This is a genomic window from Bradyrhizobium sp. STM 3557 (genome assembly GCF_045571465.1).
Classification (GTDB): Bacteria; Pseudomonadota; Alphaproteobacteria; order Rhizobiales; family Xanthobacteraceae; genus Bradyrhizobium.
On sequence record NZ_CP120697.1, the window covers coordinates 2,199,286 to 2,218,673 of the forward strand.

20 protein-coding genes and 1 pseudogene are annotated in these 19,388 nt (G+C 64.1%); 9 read left to right on the top strand and 12 right to left on the bottom strand.

Features of this window, described 5'->3' with window-relative positions; genetic code table 11:
* The first annotated feature begins 121 nt into the window (after positions 1-121).
* Both P6U24_RS09885 and P6U24_RS09890 read left to right on the top strand, forming a co-directional pair.
* On the top strand, positions 122-1,732 hold the full coding sequence (locus tag P6U24_RS09885) for an FAD-dependent oxidoreductase (protein WP_407158938.1): 1,611 nt from the start codon (positions 122-124) through the stop codon (positions 1,730-1,732).
* A gap of 226 nt (positions 1,733-1,958) precedes the next feature.
* Positions 1,959-2,075: pseudogene (locus tag P6U24_RS09890) on the top strand (cytochrome c); the annotation flags it as partial.
* A 241-nt stretch (positions 2,076-2,316) separates the two neighbouring features.
* Here P6U24_RS09890 and P6U24_RS09895 read toward each other — a convergent pair.
* The gene (locus tag P6U24_RS09895; protein WP_407158939.1) at positions 2,317-3,912 is read right to left on the bottom strand and encodes an FAD-dependent monooxygenase; all 1,596 of its coding nucleotides are present in this window, start codon (positions 3,910-3,912) and stop codon (positions 2,317-2,319) included.
* 199 nt (positions 3,913-4,111) lie between these two features.
* On the opposite strand from P6U24_RS09895, the gene P6U24_RS09900 reads away from it, so the two are divergent.
* A complete protein-coding gene (locus P6U24_RS09900) occupies positions 4,112-5,470 on the top strand; it encodes an MFS transporter (protein ID WP_407158940.1) in 1,359 nt (452 codons plus the stop codon).
* Positions 5,471-5,489: 19 nt separating this feature from the next.
* On the opposite strand, the gene P6U24_RS09905 is transcribed toward P6U24_RS09900, so the two are convergent.
* The 10 genes from P6U24_RS09905 to P6U24_RS09950 form a co-directional block, all read right to left on the bottom strand.
* A complete protein-coding gene (locus tag P6U24_RS09905; RefSeq protein WP_407158941.1) occupies positions 5,490-6,314 on the bottom strand; it encodes a carbohydrate ABC transporter permease in 825 nt (274 codons plus the stop codon).
* Complete coding sequence (locus tag P6U24_RS09910; RefSeq protein WP_407158942.1) at positions 6,311-7,243, bottom strand: carbohydrate ABC transporter permease; 933 nt, start codon at positions 7,241-7,243, stop codon at positions 6,311-6,313. Before P6U24_RS09910 ends, P6U24_RS09905 begins: the two co-directional genes overlap by 4 nt.
* A complete protein-coding gene (locus P6U24_RS09915) occupies positions 7,240-8,559 on the bottom strand; it encodes an ABC transporter substrate-binding protein (protein ID WP_407158943.1) in 1,320 nt (439 codons plus the stop codon). The genes P6U24_RS09910 and P6U24_RS09915 overlap by 4 nt, the downstream gene beginning before the upstream one ends.
* Positions 8,560-8,661: 102 nt before the next feature.
* Positions 8,662-9,177 carry a hypothetical protein gene (locus tag P6U24_RS09920; RefSeq protein ID WP_407158944.1) on the bottom strand — a complete coding sequence of 172 codons (516 nt, stop codon included), beginning with the start codon at positions 9,175-9,177 and terminating at the stop codon, positions 8,662-8,664.
* Between the two features lie 94 nt (positions 9,178-9,271).
* Positions 9,272-10,225, bottom strand: a complete 954-nt coding sequence (locus P6U24_RS09925) for a ribose-phosphate pyrophosphokinase (RefSeq protein ID WP_407158945.1) — start codon at positions 10,223-10,225, stop codon at positions 9,272-9,274.
* Between the two features lie 164 nt (positions 10,226-10,389).
* Positions 10,390-11,034, bottom strand: a complete 645-nt coding sequence (locus tag P6U24_RS09930) for a hypothetical protein (protein WP_407158946.1) — start codon at positions 11,032-11,034, stop codon at positions 10,390-10,392.
* Between the two features lie 126 nt (positions 11,035-11,160).
* A complete protein-coding gene (pgeF, locus tag P6U24_RS09935; protein ID WP_407158947.1) occupies positions 11,161-11,928 on the bottom strand; it encodes a peptidoglycan editing factor PgeF in 768 nt (255 codons plus the stop codon).
* 13 nt (positions 11,929-11,941) lie between these two features.
* Complete coding sequence (locus tag P6U24_RS09940; RefSeq protein ID WP_407158948.1) at positions 11,942-13,051, bottom strand: class I SAM-dependent methyltransferase; 1,110 nt, start codon at positions 13,049-13,051, stop codon at positions 11,942-11,944.
* Entirely contained in the window at positions 13,048-13,905 is an 858-nt protein-coding gene (lgt, locus tag P6U24_RS09945) for a prolipoprotein diacylglyceryl transferase (RefSeq protein WP_407158949.1), read from the bottom strand. Before lgt ends, P6U24_RS09940 begins: the two co-directional genes overlap by 4 nt.
* 12 nt (positions 13,906-13,917) lie before the next feature.
* The gene (locus tag P6U24_RS09950; protein WP_407158950.1) at positions 13,918-14,649 is read right to left on the bottom strand and encodes a dienelactone hydrolase family protein; all 732 of its coding nucleotides are present in this window, start codon (positions 14,647-14,649) and stop codon (positions 13,918-13,920) included.
* 154 nt (positions 14,650-14,803) lie between these two features.
* On the opposite strand from P6U24_RS09950, the gene P6U24_RS09955 reads away from it, so the two are divergent.
* The 4 genes from P6U24_RS09955 to ychF all read left to right on the top strand — a co-directional run bounded on the left by P6U24_RS09955 (position 14,804) and on the right by ychF (position 17,793).
* Positions 14,804-15,088 (top strand): accessory factor UbiK family protein, encoded by a 285-nt coding sequence (locus P6U24_RS09955; protein WP_407158951.1) that lies wholly within the window; start codon positions 14,804-14,806, stop codon positions 15,086-15,088.
* A 191-nt stretch (positions 15,089-15,279) separates the two neighbouring features.
* Positions 15,280-15,966: a 50S ribosomal protein L25/general stress protein Ctc gene (locus tag P6U24_RS09960; RefSeq protein ID WP_407158952.1), complete on the top strand. Its 687-nt coding sequence runs from the start codon at positions 15,280-15,282 to the stop codon at positions 15,964-15,966.
* Positions 15,967-16,050: 84 nt separating this feature from the next.
* The gene (pth, locus tag P6U24_RS09965) at positions 16,051-16,662 is read left to right on the top strand and encodes an aminoacyl-tRNA hydrolase (protein ID WP_407158953.1); all 612 of its coding nucleotides are present in this window, start codon (positions 16,051-16,053) and stop codon (positions 16,660-16,662) included.
* Between the two features lie 33 nt (positions 16,663-16,695).
* A complete protein-coding gene (gene ychF, locus P6U24_RS09970) occupies positions 16,696-17,793 on the top strand; it encodes a redox-regulated ATPase YchF (RefSeq protein ID WP_407158954.1) in 1,098 nt (365 codons plus the stop codon).
* A gap of 61 nt (positions 17,794-17,854) precedes the next feature.
* Here the strand turns inward: ychF and P6U24_RS09975 are convergent, their stop codons facing one another.
* Positions 17,855-18,148: a DUF4282 domain-containing protein gene (locus P6U24_RS09975; RefSeq protein ID WP_407158955.1), complete on the bottom strand. Its 294-nt coding sequence runs from the start codon at positions 18,146-18,148 to the stop codon at positions 17,855-17,857.
* Positions 18,149-18,351: 203 nt separating this feature from the next.
* On the opposite strand from P6U24_RS09975, the gene P6U24_RS09980 reads away from it, so the two are divergent.
* Together P6U24_RS09980 and P6U24_RS09985 are read left to right on the top strand one after the other, a co-directional pair.
* Positions 18,352-18,813 (top strand): MaoC family dehydratase, encoded by a 462-nt coding sequence (locus tag P6U24_RS09980; protein ID WP_407158956.1) that lies wholly within the window; start codon positions 18,352-18,354, stop codon positions 18,811-18,813.
* A complete protein-coding gene (locus P6U24_RS09985; protein WP_407160412.1) occupies positions 18,813-19,292 on the top strand; it encodes a MaoC family dehydratase in 480 nt (159 codons plus the stop codon). The genes P6U24_RS09980 and P6U24_RS09985 overlap by 1 nt, the downstream gene beginning before the upstream one ends.
* Positions 19,293-19,388: the final 96 nt, after the last annotated feature.

Below are 19,388 nucleotides of genomic sequence, written 5' to 3' on the forward strand. Positions count from 1 at the left end.
CATCCATCGATGCGATAAAGTGACGGTCATCAGGCATCGCAGACCGGGATGATGCTTCATGTTCTATTCAAGGCCGCCGCTTGTCTCGCTGCCGGACTCGGCGCTGAGCTGAGGCATCGACATGGACGATGAGCCAAAGAGTCAGCCCAAGACAGCGATACGTCGGCGCGATCTCCTGGCGCTGATCGGCACGGTGGCCGGCAGCGCGGCGATGTATCAGGCGATGGAGAGCCTCGGCTTCGCGGCAGAGTCCACCTACAAGGGGCCGATCCGGCTGGACGGCGATCCCAAGGGCGCGTCCGTTCTGGTGCTCGGCGCGGGGCTTGCCGGCATGACCGCGGCGCTGGAGCTGCGCAATGCCGGCTACAAGGTCAAGGTGCTCGAGTTCAACAACCGGCCGGGCGGTCGCAACTGGACCCTGCGCGGCGGCGACAGCTTCACCGAGCTCGGCGGCCACAGCCAGACTTGTGAGTTCGAACCAGGCCTCTACATCAATCCCGGCCCGTGGCGAATTCCCTATCACCACCGCGCCGTGCTCGACTATTGCAAGCGCCTCAACGTCGCGCTCGAGCCGTTCATCCAGCTCAACCACAATGCGCTGCTGCATGCGTCGAATGGTTTCGGCGGCAGACCGCAGCGCATCCGCGAGATCAAGGCCGATTTCCAGGGCCGTGTCTCGGAGCTGCTCGCCAAGGTCACGCAGCAGGGCGCGCTCGATGCCGCTGTAACGAAAGAGGACAAGGAGATCCTGCTCGCCGCGCTGAAGAGCTGGGGCGCGCTCGATTCGAACTATGCCTATAAGAGCAGCCTGACCGGCGCGGCGTTTCGCGGCTATGCAACGCCGCCGGGCGGTGGCCAGGGTGCAGCGCCGGTGCCCGGCAAGCCGATCGATCTGTCGGAGATCCTGCAGTCGCGCCTGTGGCGCTACTTGCAGAGTTTCGCGGCGTTCGACTACCAGACCACGCTGTTTCAGCCGGTCGGCGGCATGGATGCGATCGGCAAGGCCTTCGCCCGCGAGCTCGGCGATCTCATCCATTGCAATGCCAAGGTGACGCGGATCCAGCAGGACGGAGCGGAAGTCACCGTGACCTACACCGACGTCGATGCGGCGGCTGCGACCCACCAGGAGAAGGCGGACTGGTGCATCTGCACCATTCCGCTCTCCATCCTCAGCCAGCTCGAGATTGATGTCGGCGCGCCCATGAAGGCTGCGATCGACGCGGTGCCTTACATCGCCTCGGTCAAGATCGGCCTGCAATTCAAGCGACGCTTCTGGGAGGAGGACGAGGCGATCTATGGCGGCATCAGCTACACCGATTTGCCGATCGGCCAGATCGCCTATCCCAACACGGATTTCAACCGGCGCGGCCGCGGCGTGCTGCTCGGCGCCTATGTGTTCGGCTCGCCCAACGCCTATGAGCTCACGGCTCTCACGCCGGCGGAGCGCGTGGCGCGCGCCGTGGAGTTCGGCGCGCAGCTCCATCCGCAATACCGCGAGGAGTTCGAGACTGGCGTCGCGGTCGCCTGGAATCGGATGCCGTTCACGCTCGGCTGCGCCGGCTACTGGAGCGAGGCGGCGCGCGCGCAGCATTACGAGAACCTGTGCCAGATCGACGGACGGATCGTGCTCGCCGGCGAGCATGTGTCCTATCTGCCAGCCTGGCAGGAGGGCGCGGTGCTCTCGGCGCTCGACGCCGCCACCCGGCTGCATCAACGCGTGATCAAGAGTTAGAGGCATGATCCGGCAGTCGACGAATTTGGGGCGACGGATAGACGCCGGGCGGCTCACGCTTCATGCCATCGTCATGTTGGTAGCTTGCGTTGCATCACTGCTTGCTGCGGCCTCTTATGCGCAATCCAATCCGAGTGCGCCGGTCACCGTGTTCAGCCCGGGTTTCCGGTTCGTCGAGCCGGATGGCGAAAGCCTGTATCGCAATGTCTGCAGCGCCTGCCACATGATGGATGGCAAGGGCGCGAGCGGCGCCGGCGTGTTTCCGTCGCTAGCCAATGACAAGCGGCTGGAAGCTGCAGGCTATCCACTCTACGTCGTCACCAACGGCCTGCACGGCATGCCGCCGCTCGGCATGTTCATGAGCGACGAGCAGGTCGCGGCTGTCGTCAACTACGTCCGCACGCATTTCGGCAACGACTACCAGGACGCCGTGACCGCCGCGGATCCAAGGCCGCGCGACATTGAGCCTGTAGGTGCCGTCATTGCGAGGAGCGTAAGCGACGAACCAATCCAGAAAGCGCCGTCCACTATGATTCTGGATTGCTTCGGTTCGCTCGCAATGACGAAACAAAGTCACGGTATGTTTATCCCGTCCTGCCGACCGCCCGCTGCAGCAAGCGCATCGGGTCGGCATCATCGGACACATCATCACCTACCCACGCGACGAACTGGTCCGGTCGCACCAGGATCAGCCGCGCTGCGTACCTCTCGCGGCCGTCGCCAGCGGTGTCGCTGATAATCTCGAGCGGGATGCGCAGCGCGGCAGCCGCCTGCGCGAACCGCTCCGCCGCATTACCGGCATCGAGCGCGATCAGCGTCAATCCGCGGCCAAGCGCCTCGAACACGTTGCGGCCCGATGACAGCATTGCGGGCGTCAGATGATGGCCAGGGCGGGCCGCGTAGGCGTGGTTGCCGATCGCGCTGCTCGCAGCGCCGGGCGGTCCCCACACGATCGGAGATCCCTCATAGTTCGGCTCGAACGCATTGACCTCGGCGCGTGCGCCGGATTGCCGCTCGTGCCAGGCGGCTTCGAAACCGGCCCGGTCGCGCGCGGGATCATGGCGGCGCAGGAACTCGCGGTCGGTGAATATCGACTGTTCGATGAAGTCGCGCGCGGTCGAGGCGAACACCGGCTGCCGTTCGGCGCTATAGCTGTTTAGCAGTGCCGCGCCGCCCCATCCTTGCAGATGGGCAGCGAGCTTCCACGACAGATTGACGGCGTCCTCCAGCCCGCTGTTGATGCCATAACCGCCGTAAGGCGGATGGCTGTGCGCGGCATCGCCGGCGATGAAGACGCGGCCTTTGCGATAGTCGTCGGCGACGGCAAAGCGCAGATCCCAGAAGCCGACATGCTCGAGCTCGACGTCGAACTCGGCGCCCGCCGCCTCATGCAGGAGGCGCTTGAAATCGAAATTGTCGCGGCTGGTCTCGGATGGCACCGGCGCATGAAAGAACCAGGTCGAGTCGAGATCGACGCGGCCGAAGAATTTCCAATAGCCGTCGAGCTCCGGATGCAGCACGTTGTAGAAGCACTTGCCCGGGTAGCGCGAGAGCAGCTCGTGCAGGCCGGTGGAGCGGAACACCAGGAGCACCATCAGCTGGTCGTGATCGGACCTCGTCTGGGTGATGCCGGCCTGCTCGCGCACCAGCGAGCGGCTGCCATCACACCCGATGACGAATTCGGCGCGCAATGTTCGACTATTCCCGGCGCGGTCGATGATGTCGACCTCAGCGCCATCGTCATCCTGGCGCAGCGCCGTGCAGGTCCAGCCGAACTTGAGCTCGATCTTGTCGATTTCGGCCGCGCGTTGCCGCAGCACCGCTTCGGTGGCGTATTGCGGCAGCCGTTCGTTGTCGGTGAAATAGAACGGGCGCACCAGCTCGCGCTGCAGCCAATCGTGATGATAGTCGCCGAGCAGCGTGCCATAGGCGGTCATGCCGCCCATGCCGTAGTCGCGCGGGATGGTGCGCGCGGCGCGGAGCGCGTCTTCAGCACCCCAGAAATGGAAATGCTCCATGGTGCGCTGGGTCAGGTTCTGGCCCTTCGGAATCGGCTGCGGCGCGAGATGGCGTTCGACCACGATGACGCTGATGCCGCGCAGGCCGAGATCGATCGCAAGCCCGATTCCGACGGGGCCGCCGCCGACGATCACCACGGGCGCCGTTGTGTCCGCCATCATCCGCCCGCGCCTCCCACCGCCGCACTGGTACTAATAGACGTCTTCAACGGCGTCGCACCCGTCGCAACGAAACGACAAAACGTGGCGCTTCGCTAATCGCTTTTCAGACGTCCCCTTGAACCCGGGACGATCCCATAATAAGAGCTTTTGAACAACAATGAACGGGGCTCTCGTCTGCCCCACGGGAACGGAAACGCGAATGGGCCTCGATGGCAGGGCGAGCGCGGCGGCGGCCGTCATCGACATTTCCGAGACCATCGATCGCCTGCCGGTCGGCAGCTTCCAGATTCGTGTGCTCCTGATTTGCGCGGCGGTGCTGTTCGTCGATGGCTTCGACACCCAAGCGATCGGCTATGTCGCGCCCGCCGTCGCGCAGGAATGGAAGCTCGCGCGCGGCGCGCTGGGACCGGTATTCAGCGCCGGCCTGTTCGGCCTGATGATCGGCGCGATCCTGTTCGGCACCATCGCCGATCGGATCGGGCGCAAGCGCATCATCGTCACGAGCACGATCGCGTTCGGCATCGGCAGCCTGTTGACGATGCTGGCGCAGGACGCGACCTGGCTGATGGTGCTGCGCTTTCTCACCGGGCTCGGCCTCGGCGGCGCGATGCCGAACACGGTGGCGCTGACCTCCGAGCTCAGCCCGATCAGGCGCCGCGCCACCATGGTGATGATGATGTTCGCCGGCTTCTCGATCGGGGCGGCGCTCGGCGGGCTGCTCGCGGGGGCGCTGATCCCGGCGTTCGGCTGGCGCTCGGTGTTCCTGGTCGGCGGGCTGGTGCCGCTGCTGCTCGCGCCGCTGCTCGGAATGGTGCTGCCGGAATCGATCCGCTATCTCGCGCTGGTCGGCGGCCGCGACCGCGACGTCGCCGGCCTGCTGCGGCGGGTCGCGCCGGATGAGGCTATTCCACCTGATGCTCATTTCGTGGTGCGCGAGCAGAGGCTGCCGGGCCTGCCGGTCGCGCATCTGTTCGCCGAGCGGCGCAGCCGCGTCACGCTGCTGCTCTGGAGCGTGTTCTTCATGAGCCTGCTCGATCTCTATCTGTTGGCGAACTGGCTGCCGACCGTGCTCAACGATCTCGGCACCTCGGTCTCAGTGGCGGCAGTGATCGGCGCGATGCTGCAGGTCGGCGGCGTGGTCGGCACCTTCGCACTCGGCCACTTCATCGACCGCTTCTCGTTTCGCGCGCTGGCGCTCACCTATCTCTGCGCCGCTGTAGCGATCGCTGCGATTGGTATCACCAGTCATTCGGTCGCGCTGGTCACATCGGCGATCTTCGCGGCCGGCTTCTGCATCGTCGGCGGCCAGATCGCCGCCAACGCGCTGACCGCGACCTATTATCCGACCGCGATCCGCTCGACCGGCATGGGCTGGGCGCTCGGTGTCGGCCGGGTCGGCTCGATCGTCGGGCCGCTGATCGGCGGCGCCATGCTCGCCGCCAGGGCGGGCGTCGACACGCTGTTCATGGTCGCGGCAATCCCGGCCTTAATCGCTGCCGCCGCCGCCTTGTCGCTGGTGCGGGCCGCGCGACCAGCTGGCAAATCAGTCGGCAGCTGAACGGCTTGCGGCCGAGCTCTCATCCACCCTTCACGGCGCCGGCGGTCAGCCCGGCCACGATCTGACGCTGTGCAAACATCGTCAGCACCAGCACTGGTGCCGTGACAATCAGAGCTGCAGCCGCGAGCGGACCCCAGCTCAGCTGATCGAACGAGATCATGTTGTAGACCGCCACCGGAAGGGTCCGGGTCTCGCGTCCCGCCAGCACGATGCCGAACACGAAGTTGTTCCAGGAGAAGATCACGGCCAGGATGAAGGCGACCGCAAGCCCCGGCTTGGCCACCGGCAGCGCGACATGGCGAAACACCTGCCAGCGCGTCGCACCGTCGATAGTCGCAGCTTCCTCCAGCTCGATCGGCGTGGTCTCGAAATAGCCGATCATGATCCAGATCACGATCGGCACTGTAACGACGAGATGGATGATGATCTGCGGCCATAGCGTGCCGAGCAGGCCGAGCCATTGGAACAGCAGGAACAGCGGGATCAGGTAGGACAGGCCCGGCGTGATGCGCGCGATCAGGATCACGATTGCCGATTTGTGCGCCGCCATGCGTGCGATGCCGTAGCCGGCGGGCACGCCGACCAGCATCGCCAGCAAGGTGGCGCCGCCGGTCACGACGACGCTGTTCTTGAAGTAAGTGAAGAAGCGGTTGGAGGCGAGCACGTCGGCGTAGTTCTTCCAGGCAAAATTTTCCGGAATGAACACAGGCGGATAGGCGGCGTTGTCGATCTCGTACTTCACGGATAGCGAGATCATCCAGAGGAAGAACAGGATTGCCGGCGAGACGATGAGGAAGACGCCGAAGGCGAGGCCGAGCCGGCCAAGGATATCGCGGGCGCTCATGCGTCGATCCCCGTCCATTGCGCGCGCCTGCGCAGGATCAGCAGCGCCGCGGTGAGCGCTACGATCAGCGCGAAGAAAACCAGCGCTATCGCCGAGGCATAGCCAAGGTCGTAATAAACGAAGGCGACGCTGTAGAGATAAAGGTTGATGGTCTCCGAGGCCGTGCCGGGCCCGCCTTGGGTGATCGCGAAGATGATGTCAAAGCTCTTCACGGCATCGATGGCTCGGATCATCGCCGCGATGAACAGGAACGGCATGATCAGGGGCAGGGTGATGTAGCGGAACATCTGCCAGGTGGTGGCGCCATCGATCTGCGCGCTCTCATAGGGCTCGGTCGGCAGCGCGGCGATACCGCCGAGCACGATCAGCATGACGAGCGGGGTCCATTGCCAGGTCTCGACCAGCACCAGCGACGGGATCACGGTACCGGGATGGAAGACCCAGAGCTGCGGCGGTAGGCCGACCAGCGACAACAAGTAGTTCAGCACGCCGAGTTGCGGGTGGAACATCATGGTCCAGACCAGCGCGATGGCCACAGGCGTCGCCATCATCGGCATGATGAACAGCGCCCGCAGGATGCCACGCCCGGGAAACTTGATGTGGAAGATCACGGCCGCGAAGGTGCCGAGCACCAGCGGCAGCACCACCGACAGCGCGGTGTAGGACAGCGTGTGCCCGACCGCCTCGACGAAACGCGGATCGGCGGGCAATCGCAGATAGTTGGCAAAGCCGACGAAGGTTGTGGGCGAGCCGACCTTCCATTCCTGAAAGCTCATCCAGATCGTGAACAGCCAGGGGAAGATGATCACGCCGAGCACCACGATCAGCGCCGGCAGCACGAACGGCCAGTAGGACGGCGGTCGCCATGGCTGCGCCGGCACGGTCGAGTCTTGCGCCGCGCTGGCAGCCTGTTGGGTGATGGTGCTCACGCTTTCTCGCTGCGCTCCAGGATCGGGCGATACTGCTCATGCGCCCGTTTCAGCTCGGTCGCCGGATCGCCGCCGGACAGCGTCGCGGTCAGCGCGGAGCCGATGATGTCGCGATATTCGGCAACCGGGACCACCACCGGCAGGCCGAGCTTGGAGATCTTGGCGGAGTCGATGGCTGACTGCAGCCACTCCTTGGGCAGCTTGACACCTTTCTGGATCTCGGCGTCGCCGAGGATGGAGTTGCGGAACGGGACGCCGCCGCCCGCCTGCAGCAGGCGTGCACCTTGATTCCTCGAGACCACCCATTGGCACAGCAGGTAGGCGGCTTCCTTGTTCGGGCTTGCGGCGGCAATGCCGATGCCGTCGCCATAGGTCGATGAAAACTGTCCTTTGGGCCCCGCGGGCACCACGGTATAGCCGACCTTGCCGACGATCCGAGAGGCGCTGGGGTCCTCGAGCGGCGGCGCCCAGCCGACGCCGTCGATCCACATCGCCGAGCGGCCTTGCGTGAAGGAGGCCATCGACTCCATCCAATTGAAGCCGGCGACGCCGGGCGGCGCGCATTTGGTCAGCAGGCGCTGGTACAGCTTGGTCGCTTCGATGGCTTCCGGCCCGTCGCTCAGGATATTGCCCTTGCCGTCGAGGAATTCGCCGCCATAGTTGAGATAGAAGTTGGTCCACAACGCGACATTGGCGTTGCGCAGGCCACGACCGACGAAGCCGTAGGTGCCGGACTTGGAATCGGTCAGCTTCTCCGCGGCGTCGGCCATCTCCTCCAACGTCTTGGGGACCGCAATGCCCTTCTTCTCGAACATCTCCTTGTTATAGTAGAGGATGAAGTAGTCGACCGACCACGGCAGCGACAGCATCCGCCCTTTGTCATTCTTGGCGTAAGTGAGCCCGGCGGCGGAGAAATCGGCTTCCGTGAGGTCCGGCGCGGTGAGGTTCGGGTCCTTCATGTAATCGGTGATGTCGGCGAGCCAGCCGGCCTTCTCGAACTGCCGCTTCTGCACGTGGTAGCTGAGGTGCACGACATCGAAGCTCGGCTTGCCGGAGGAGAACTCGATCACCACCTTCTGGCGCTGCTGCTGCTCGGGGATCTGCTCGGACTCGACCTCGATGCCGGTCAGCGCGGTGAATTCCTTGATATACTTCTGCAGATTGTCGCCACGCGGCCCCTTGGCGAGGATCACCTCGAGCTTGGTACCGGCGTACTTCTTCCACTGCGGCTCGGCGCGCGCCGGGCTGCCCGCGAGCGCATAGGCACCGGCGGCCGCGGAGCCTGCGAGCAGAGTGCGGCGGGTGATTGCTGACATGGGGTCCTCCCGAATGTTTTTTATTGGGAGGAAGTCTAGCCTGATCCGCGGCCACCGCAACAGGACGATGAGTGCAGAGCGGCGAAGCGCCGGCGGAGATGGCTAGTCGGTCACGAATCGTTCGCCCTGCTGGCTCAGCTCGAAGGCGTTCTGGCCGCAATAGAACATGGATGGTGGCACCCGCCTTTGAACGATCTTGCGTGCCGCAGCGATCATCGCGGCTGCCCAGTCCAGAAAATCGCGATCTTTGCTGACCGGTACGCCGTCCCGATCATAGTACGACGAAACCACATACATTCGTCCGCGCCTGAGCAGGCCATCGGAATGGTAGCAACGTGAGAATTCAATGACCGGCGACAGCAGGCTGTCAACGACATAACATTGTTGCTCAGTAAACGGCTCAAACCTGACCTGCCCGAGGTCTTTCTGACGGAGAAGATAGATTGTGAGCGGCTCGGAGCCCATCTTCTTAACCGCAGCAGTGTCCAATTGTTGCGGTGCGTCGTTCTCGGACCTGCGCGAGATGAACAAAAACGGTCCCAGGCGATCCATAAGGCGCGCGAGCAGCGTCGCCTGATCCTCGGCGGTCAGGAAGAAGTTGATCTGTCTACTTCTCATCTTGATCGCATCGCGGGCGGGGTTCAGTCGCTGCGATTAAACAGGCGGACGCGAGGAGAAGCCAGTGCAAACGGCGGACGAGACTGCCGCTGCCTCAGTCGAACAGGCTCGACACCGACTCTTCCGCTGCGGTGCGGCCAATCGCTTCCGCGATCAGGGGGGCGATCGGCAGTGAGCGGATGTTCGGCGCATTGCGCACGGCGTCCGTCGCCAGGATCGAGTCGGTGATAACGAGCTCCTTGAGCCGAGACGAGGTGATGCGGGCGGCAGCTCCGCCGGACAGCACGCCATGCGTGATGTAGGCGTAGACCTCCTTGGCACCGTGGGCGAGCAGCGCGTCAGCCGCATTGACCAGGGTGCCGCCGGAATCGACGATATCGTCGATCAGGATGCAGGTGTGGCCGGAGACATCGCCGATCACGTTCATGACCTCGGACTCGCCCGGACGCTCGCGGCGCTTGTCGATGATCGACAGCGGGGTATTGATCCGCTTGGCGAGAGCGCGGGCACGCGCCACGCCGCCGACGTCGGGCGACACCACCATCATCTTGCTGAGGTCGAACCGGTCCTTGATGTCGCGGACCATCAGCGGTGCGGCATAGAGATTGTCGGTCGGGATATCGAAAAAGCCCTGGATCTGGCCGGCATGCAGGTCGAGCGTCATCACGCGGTCGACGCCGGCATGGGTGATCAGGTTGGCGACCAGCTTGGCCGAGATCGGCGTACGCGAACCGGATTTGCGGTCCTGCCTTGCATAGCCGAAGTAGGGGACCACCGCGGTGATGCGGCGCGCAGAGGCGCGGCGCAGCGCATCGGTGATGATCAATAGTTCCATCAGGTGGTCGTTGGCCGGATACGACGTCGACTGCAGGATGAAGACGTCGGAGCCGCGTACGTTCTCCTGGATCTCGACGAAGATTTCCATGTCGGCGAAACGCCGGACCACCGTCTTCGTCAATGCCAATCCGAGCTCTGCTGCGATCGCGGTCGCCAGCGCTGGATTGGAGTTGCCGGCGACGAGTTTGATGGAGCCGTTCTTGGCCGACATCGAGATCTCTCCCCGCGCCTTGCTGGAGACTATATTCAGCATATCGGGTACCCGTGGGACCGGCAATGTTACACGGGCGTGCAGATATCAGGGAGAATGTATGGCTGGCAACCCGCTAGCGGTGTTTTCCCTGGCAAAAATGGGCGCGAATAGCAACGGCGTGGCTAACGGTCGGTATAGCCCAGCGCGACGACGCTGTTGTTCCCGGAGTCCGTCGGTGCGCGCGTGGCGCTCGCAACGGCAGGCCCGGTGGCCGACGGCGCCGGGCCCGGCTGCGGCGCGCCGTCGGCAGGTGCAGTTCCATTGAGCATGGCCGAGAGGCCGCTGAAGCCCGACTGCGCGATCTTGCGGAGCACGAGATCATCAGCGGCAGACCATGGGTCGCGGGACGCTTTGCCGGCGATCTGCTCGGTGCCGGACAGCCTCAGTGCGCGTTCCTGGTTACGATCGTAGACGTCCCAGACCCATGCGATCACGGTCTTGCCGGCGACGACCTGTGCCGAGAGGTAGCTGCGCACGCGATAAGCCGCCGGTCCCTCGCGCGACACGACGGCAAGACTGCGCAGCTTCGACTCGCTGTCGAGCACATTCACCATGCGATCGAACACCTGCGGCGGCGGACCATCGATCTGGTCGAAGGCGACCGTCGCACCATCGGATGCAGGCGCCATCGCCATGGCGTTGCTCGGGCCTGCGCTGTTAGCAGCGCAGCCGCCGAGCGTCGCAGCGGACAGCATCAGCGCCGCGGCAACGCAAGCGTGCAGCTGTGTCCGGCAGATTCGTTCAAGTAGTACCGACGCGCCATTCATCGTCGGCAGCGATATCGTTAAAATCGATTAACGTCTAGATCGCCGCTGACACAGAACGGGACAGAATGCAGTTAGTTGTAGAGAAAACGTTAAGCAATCAAGATCGCGCCGCAGTTCGGTCCAGCTTCAGCCTTCCAGTACGATCGCATGCACATGGCGGCCATAATCCGGCTCCTTCCGGTGAACGGAGCGGCGGTAACTGAAGAAGCGCTCATCGGCATAGGTATCGGCACCGATGTCGTCGATCATGAGCACGCCGGCCTTCTCCAGCCGCATGCGGATAAAGCCGGCGAGATCGAACATCGCGCGGCCTTGGCGCTGCGAGGGCAGGAAGAACATCGCGTGCTCCGCATCGGCATCGAGGAAGCGCTGAACGAATTCAGCGCCGACCTCGTAGCTCGGCTGCCGGATCATCGGGCCGATCGCGGCGATGACTTCCGAGCGGTCGGAGCCGAGCTCTTCCATCGCGGCAAGCGTCGATTCCAGCACGCCAGTCAGCGCCCCCTTCCAGCCGGCGTGCGCCGCCCCGATCACGCGCCGCGCGGGATCGACGAACAGCACCGGTCCGCAATCGGCCGTGGTGACGCCGATCGCTAGCTGCGCGGTGCGCGTCACGATGGCATCGGCCTTCGGTCGCACTGGGCCGTCCCAAGGGCCGGTCGCGATCACCACGTCGGGCGAATGGATCTGGTGCAGACTGAGCAAACGGTCCGCCGTGACGCCCATCTGTTCGGCCATGCGGCGGCGGTTTTCCTGGACGTTGGCCGGCACGTCGCTAGAGCCGAGCCCGCCATTGAGGCCGGCATAGATGCCGTCGGAGACGCCGCCCTCGCGGGTGAAGAAGGCGTGGCGCAGGCCCGGAATGCCGGACAGCAGATCCGATGACAGCAGCATCACGGTGGTCCCTCTATTCAGTCTTGTCGTCGGAGAGCCCGGCCAGCATGGGAATGCCGGGATCGGAGATGCCGAGCACCTTGAACAGCTCACCCATGCCGCCGCGACCGCCGCCGATCAACCGCTTCAGCCCGCTCGCAATGTCCTCGGACACCTCATGCGAGGCCTTCTGCATCAAAGTCAGCGCGCGTGTCTCGATGCCGAGCCGCTGCAGGAATTCGCCCTGCGTCACCGGGCCATGGGCGCGGGCGCCGACGGCCTCCGCAGCGCGCGACAGCGCGTCGAAATCGACATGCGCGGTGATATCGGCAAGGCCAGGCGTCTTCAAAGGATCAGCGAAGCTGTGCCGGGCGATGGCCTGGAACGTGTCGCCGACATCGCTGCGGACATGGCCGTAATCGACGATCAGGGCGGCGCCGCGCTGATCGCGCACGCGCCGGGCTAGCGTCATGATCTCGGTGTCGGGCCGCCATTCGAAGATGGCGCCGACCGGCGCGGCCTTGATCAGCGGAGGCAGCAGGGCCTCGAAACCGGGAGTCGGATCGGCGGCGGCGTCGTAGATGAAGTTCTCCTCATCATCGAGCGTGATCACGCGCTCGTGCCAGCCGGTCTCCTGCCGCACCATCTGATGGATCGGCAGCACGTCGAAATACTCATTGGCGAGGATCACGCATGGACCATCGGGCACCTCGTCGAAACGCTCGTGCCAGGTGATGTTGCGCAGGCCGGTCAGGGTCGCCTTCTGCTTCTCCCGCAGCACCGGATTGATCTCGACCATGTGCACGGACAGTGTCTGGTAGAGCGGCGGCAGCACCCGCAGGGCGCGCAGCGCGTCCGACATCATGGTGCCGCGGCCGGGGCCGAGCTCGATCAGGTGGAACGATTGCGGCGAGCCGATCGCCTTCCACACCGAGGCAGCCCAGAGCCCAAGCAGCTCGCCGAACATCTGGCTGACTTCAGGGGCGGTGGTGAAGTCGCCCTCCCGGCCTAGCGGATCTCGCGAGATGTAGTAGCCGTGCTGCGGATGCCACAGGCACAGCTCCATGTAGCGCCGGACCGGCATCGGGCCTGAGGCCCTGATCAGCCGCTTGATCTCGGTGTGCAGCGGCGACAGGTCGATCACGATTGCGCCTGTGCGGTTGGAACGGCCTCGTGGACATGAGGTTTGCGCCAGGCCCGCACGATGAGGATGACGCCCACGATCAGCATCGGCAGCGACAGCAGCATGCCCATGGTGAGGCCGCCCCACAGGAAGCCGAGCTGCGGATCGGGCTCGCGGAAATGTTCGCTGATGATGCGGGCCAGTCCGTAGAGCGTGATGAAGCTGCCGAGGATGAGACCCGGCCGTTTCAACGCGCCGAACCGGATCATCACCGCGAGCACGACCAGCAACAGGATGCCTTCGAGGCCGGCCTCATAGAGCTGACTTGGATGGCGCGGCAGATGCAAGGGATCTCTCGGGAAGATCATCGCCCAGGGCAGGCTCGCCTCCGCGGCGCGGCCCCACAGCTCGCCATTGATGAAATTGGCAACGCGCCCCAGGAACAGCCCGGACGGGCCGACCGCAGTGGTGATATCGCCGAGCGACAGGATCGGCAGGTCGTTGACGCGGGCAAACCAGATCACGGCGACGACGCAGCCGATGAAGCCGCCATGGAATGACATGCCGCCGTTCCACAATTCGAAGATCTCGATCGGATACTGAATGAAGTGCGGCAGGTTGTAGAACAGCACGTAGCCGGTGCGCCCGCCCAGGATGATGCCGATCGTGACCCAGAGGATGAAGTCGTCGAGCTGAGGCAGCGAGATCGGCGCAGGGCCGCCCCACAGCCGCTCGTTCTTCAATAGCGCGCGCCCATAGAGCCAGCCGAGCACGATGCCGGTGATGTAGGCGAGCGCATACCAGCGGATTGCGAATGGCCCGAGCCAGATGGCAACCGGGTCGAAGACGGGAAAGTCGATCAGGAGAAAGGGCATCCAAGTCGCGATCTAAGCGAGATTGCGGCGGTAGAGCGCCAGCAGGCGCTCCCAATGCCGCTCGGCGGCGTCGCGGTCATAGACCGGGCGCTTGGGGAAGGCAAAGCCATGATGCGTCCGGGGATAGATCTCGACCTCGGCATTGGCGCCGCGCATGGCTTGCGCAACCTTGTCGATGACCTCCTGCGGTGCGTAGATGTCGGTCTCGGCGCAGGCGAAATAGAGCTCGGCCTTGGTCTTCGAGGCTGCCAGATGCGGGCTGTCCGGCTGGTCGGTGGCCAGATGCGTGCCGTAGATCGAGGCGGCGGCCTTGACCTGATCCGGGAAATGCGTCGCGGCGTTGATCGCATAGCGGCCGCTCATACAATAGCCGACAGTACCGACGAGCCTGGTGTTGGCGGCGGGCTGGCCTTCGGCGTAGGCGAGGAGGGCTTTCGTATCCTCCATCACCATCGGAATGTTGATCGAGGCCATCAGCTCGAACATCCGCTTGCGCTCGGGCGATTCCGGATCGGCCGGCAGAGGGCCGAGCTCCATCACGCCGGAGCGGTAATAGAGGTTCGGCAGCATCACATAGTAGCCCGATGTCGCGAGCCGGCGCGCCATGTCGCGCAGCTCCTCGCGGATGGCAGGTGCATCCATGTAGAACAGGATGACCGGGAAGGGCCCGCCGCGCTCCGGGTGTGTGATGAAGGTCGTTGTGGCGCCGTCCTTGGTCGGGATGTCGATTTGCTGGTCGATCATGCTGGTCTCAGCGGCTTGCCGGTGGTCATGGAATCCGTTGCATGAGGAATACGATGACAAGGAAACTGCAGCGTGACAAGGCAAGGCCGGACTTGAATGCGCACCGCCTGATCGCCATTCTGTGATCGACAGCATCGCCACGCGGAGTACTAGCATGACCCAGACCACCAATCGCTTTTTCGACGAAATTGGTCGCCTGATGAACGATGCCGCGGGTGCGGCGCAGGGCATGAAGCGCGAGGTCGATGCGGTGATCCGCGCGCAGGCCGAGAAGATTCTGAACGACCTCGAGATCGTCAAGCGCGAGGAGTTCGAGGCGGTCAAGGAGATGGCGCGGCTGGCGCGCGAGGAGAACGAGGTCCTGAGGGCCCGCATCGCGGTGCTCGAGGGCAAGCTCGGCAGCACCCCGGCCGGACCGGAGGGGACGCCCGCAGCCTGACGCCCGACAGGGAAACGGGTCTCTCGGAAAACGCCGGGAGACAAATTTCCCTTCATTTCCTTGTCATTTTGGGACTTTGCGGCTAGAACGCCGCCACGTCCGCGGCCCCCGCACCCCTGGAGGCTTGCCGTGGACGTCAATCCGGGGCCGCGCTGCGGCCTTTAGCTTTTTAGAAACAAGGACTTATGACTATGGCGACCGTCAAGGAATTGAAGGCGACCGCCCGTCCGTCAGTCGGCAAGGGGGCCGCACGGGCAGAGCGTCGCGCCGGGAGAGTGCCCGGAGTGATCTATGGTAACAACCAGGCCCCCCTGCCGATCTCGGTCGAGGACCGCGAACTGCGCCAGCGCATCCTGGCCGGCCGGTTCCTGACCACGATTGTCGACATCAGCCTCGACGGCAAGAAGCACCGCGTGATCCCGCGCGACTTCCACCTCGATCCGGTGCGTGACTTCCCGATCCATGTCGATTTCATGAGGCTCGGCGAAGGCGCGACCATCCGCGTCAGCGTGCCGCTGCACGTGGTCAACGCCGAAACCTCGCCGGGCGTGAAGCGTGGCGGCACGGTCAACATCGTCACCCACACGCTGGAGCTCGAGTGCCTTGCGGAAAACATCCCGCAGTACATCGAGGTCGATGTCGGTGCGCTCGAGATCAACTATTCGCTGCACATTTCCGACGTCAAGCTGCCGGCCGGCGTGAAGACGCTGTCGCGTGACGACGCGACGCTGGTCACCATCGTGCCGCCGTCGGGCTACGCCGAAGAGCAGAAGGCCGCTGCCGCCGCGCCGGCTGCTGGCGCTGCTGCACCGGCCGCTGCCGCTCCGGCCGCTGCTGCTGCCAAGGCGCCGGCTGCGGGCGGCGACAAGAAGAAGTAAGCCGGTATCCGGCCGTCCTCGGCGGGCAGGCCTATAGGCCTGTCCCGCTGATGCGGCGCATCGAACGAGCGCGGATGCCGCGTCATGCTGCTTTTTGTCGGCCTCGGCAATCCCGGCGCGAAATATGCGCGCAACCGGCACAATATCGGCTTCATGGCCGTCGATGAGATCGCGCGGCGTCATGGCTTCTCGCCCTGGCGCCGTCGGTTTCAGGGTGAGACCTCAGAGGGCACGCTCGATTCCGAGCGTGTGATCCTGCTCAAGCCCATGACCTACATGAACGAGTCCGGCCGCGCGGTGCAGGAAGCGGCGAACTTCTTCAAGATCGGCGCCGGCGATATCACGGTATTCCAGGATGAGCTGGAGCTGCCGCCAGCCAAGCTGCGGGTCAAGGTCGGTGGCGGCATCGCGGGGCATAACGGGCTGCGCTCGATCTCGGCGCATATCGGCAACGACTATCGTCGCGTGCGGCTCGGCATCGGTCATCCCGGCGTCAAGGAACTGGTGCACGGCCATGTGCTGTCGGATTTCGCCAAGGCGGACATGTCCTGGGTCGAGGCGCTGTGCGAGGCGGTGGCCGACAATGCAGGGCTGTTGACCGGCAAGCGCGACTCCACCTTCGCCAATAAGGTGCACCTGGTGCTTGCCGCCAAGGGTTTTCTCGACAAGGGCGATGCCGGCGCAACTTCGAGCTAGCTGAGCGGCGCAAACCAATAGTCAGGACGGATCATGGGATTCAAATGCGGGATCGTCGGGTTGCCAAATGTCGGCAAGTCGACGCTGTTCAATGCGCTGACCGAGACGGCTGCGGCGCAGGCGGCGAACTATCCGTTCTGCACCATCGAGCCGAATGTCGGCGAGGTTGCCGTTCCCGATCCGCGGCTCGACAAGCTCTCGGCCATCGCCAAGTCGGCGCAGATCATCCCGACGCGGCTGACCTTCGTCGACATCGCGGGTCTCGTGCGCGGCGCCTCCAAGGGTGAAGGCCTGGGCAACCAGTTTCTCGCCAATATCCGCGAGGTCGACGCGATCGCCCATGTGGTGCGCTGCTTCGAGGATTCCGACATCACCCATGTCGAGGGCAAGATCGCCCCGATCGCCGACATCGAGACCATCGAGACCGAGCTGATGCTCGCCGATCTCGACAGCCTCGAGAAACGGGTCGACAACCTGACCAAGAAGGCCAAGGGCAACGACAAGGACGCCAAGGAGCAGCTCGATCTCGTCAATCGCGCCCTCGTGCTGCTGCGCGACGGCAAGCCGACGCGCCTGTTGGAGCGCAAGCCTGAGGAAGAGCGCGCGTTCGGCATGCTCGGTCTTCTGACCTCCAAGCCCGTGCTCTATGTCTGCAACGTCGAGGAAGGCTCGGCCAAGGACGGCAACAGCTTCTCTCGCGAGGTTTTCGCCCGCGCCAAGGAGGAGGGCGCGGTTGCGGTCGTGATCTCTGCCAAGATCGAATCCGAGATTGCGACCTTGTCGCGCGAGGAGCGGGCGGATTTCCTGGAGACGCTCGGGCTTGAAGAGGCCGGGCTCGACCGCTTGATCCGGGCAGGCTACCAGCTGCTCGACCTCATCACCTATTTCACCGTCGGGCCGAAGGAAGCGCGCGCCTGGACCATCCATCGCGGCACCAAAGCGCCGGCGGCGGCGGGGGTGATTCACACCGATTTCGAGAAGGGCTTCATTCGGGCCGAGACCATCGCCTATGCCGACTATGTCGCGTTCAGCGGTGAGGCCGGCGCGCGCGATGCCGGCAAGCTGCGGCTGGAAGGCAAGGATTACGTCGTCGCCGACGGCGACGTCATGCATTTCCGCTTCAATACCTGATGAGACAGGCGAAGCAGGTCGCCGTTCGGCTCGCCTGCTTCGCCTGAGGCCTTGCGAAAGCTCAGTGCATCCGCCCCTGTTCACGGATGGCGCCGAGATGCTCGTTAATGCGGAAGACGATCAGGATGAACTCCGCGGTGATGCGCGAGAACACGACCCCGACGATCACGCCGGCGATGGAAGACAGCAGCATCAGAAAGCCGCCGAACGGGCTGATGGCCATCGCGGCCAGTCCTGAGAAGATGCCGGAGATTCCGAACAGCGTTACCAGCGCGATGACCAGCCAGTAGAACGTCTTGATGATGGTGGGCGTGATGAAACGGTCCCACTGAAACAGGTCGCGAAATTCGAACATCCTTATCCCCCGGCAAAGTCGAATTGTGGCCCAAGTCTTTGGTCCTACAAGTCTGTGGTCCAAGTCCCGTCCCGGTGGCGGCGGTGAAGTCTCGCTCCGTTGTCTTTTCCGGCGATAGGGAGCACGAGCCATGCGGAGCGGGCGGGTTGTGATTGCCGTAAAGTGCGGCCACAATCGGGCTTCTTTCGGCAATTCATCGATCCATGACACTCACCTTCGAAGATTTTACACAAGGCCATTTCGGCAGCTTTGGTCCACGACACGTCTCGCGCGAGGAGATCATCGCCTTCGCCGCGGAGTTCGATCCGCAGCCTATGCATCTCGACGAAGAGGCCGCGCGCGAATCAATGTTGCGCGGCCTGTCGGGCTCCGGCTGGCATCTGTGCTCGCTGACCATGCGAATGCTGTTCGACGGCTTCATCGGCCGCACCGCATCGCTCGGCTCGCCTGGCGTCAACGAGGTGCGCTGGCTGTCGCCGTTGCGACCGGGGGACGACCTGATGCTCGACGTCGACGTCGTCGAAGCGCGGGTATCGAACAGCCGCCCGGAGACCGGCATCGTGACGTTCAAATGCACGGTGCGCAACAATGCCGGCGATGCTCTGTGCGAGATGGTCTCGCCGATCATCGTCAAGCGGCGCGATGCCAACAACAAGGCGGGCTGATGCGGTTCTTCGAAGATCTTAAGGTGGGGCAGCGGCGCGACATCGGCTCCTTCACGTTTACTGTCGAGGACATCAAACGCTTTGCCGCCCAGTTCGATCCGCAGCCGTTTCATCTCGATGAGGAAGCCGGCCGCAACTCGCTGTTCGGCGGCCTGGCCGCCTCCGGCTGGCATGTTGCCTCGGTTTGCATGAAGCTCATGGTCGCAGACCTTCAACGGCTTGCGGCAATCGCGCGCGAACGCGGCGAGGAGGTCGCGGTCGGCGGGCCGTCGCCGGGATTTCGCGAACTGCGCTGGCTGAAGCCCGTGCTGGCCGGAGACACCATCGGTTTTGCGAGCGAAATCGAATCTCTGCGCACATCGTCATCGCGCCCGCAGTGGGGCATCGTGCAATCGCGCAACACCGGCACTAATCAGCGCGGCGAGTTGGTGTTTTCATTTCTTGCCTCGGCCTTCGTCCCGAGACGGAACAATGGTTGAGGCGAAAAGGTCACGTCGCATCAGATTGTGCGCGCGGAACCAACTTCTCGCTAACGCATTTTGAACCCCGACTCTATAAGACAGCCACTAACATAG